Raw genomic sequence first — 712 nt, 5'->3', positions numbered from 1 at the left:
AAACGCCGCACTCTACGCCTGCGACTCTTCAACAAGCTGCCCCTCAACCACCGCACTGGGAACTGCAAGCACCACCGCGGGAACCGGCCGCGTCAGCGTTACTGTGCCGACGCATTTTCAGCTTCGCTGGTCAGGGAATGCCCATTACAGCCCCGCTGCATCACCCATCGTGTCAGCGAACTAACAACGTTCAGCCACGCAACCGTTGACTTCCGCTCCCTCACCTGAAGGTGGGGGATTCCCGCCACGGTCGTCTGACCGTCTCGGTGGGTTCCTGCTTCGCGCTGTGCCGGGACAAGTTCCGGTCTTACCTGCGCTCCACGAGCTAATACCGCCAGTCCGGCGGCCTCGGCGACGTTGACCGCCGCATTGATGTCTCTATCGAGGACGGCCCAGCACCTAAGGGCCGTCCTACCTTTCTAGGTGTGGGTCTGACCGGTCATTCGTAGGATCGGAGGGCCCGGGGGCTCCGGGTATGGCTGTAAAGGCTGAGCCGCTGGATGGCTTACGGGACTTGGCCACCTGGAGCCCCGCGACGACTCGACCGCTGATTGGGAGACGCGACTCGATCGCTGCTGTAGGACAACGCCAGCGAGGTCGTCCGCGGGATTGATGTGAGACGAGCTGGCGGGAGGGGACGTGCCCGAGATCTGGGCCGGGGTGGACATCGGCAAGACGCATCACCATGCCGTGGTGATCAACGCGGAGGGCG

The organism is Streptomyces sp. NPDC041796, assembly GCF_055590785.1.
The sequence above is the reverse complement of the archived record's forward strand: the minus strand, read 5'-3'. Positions refer to the sequence as shown.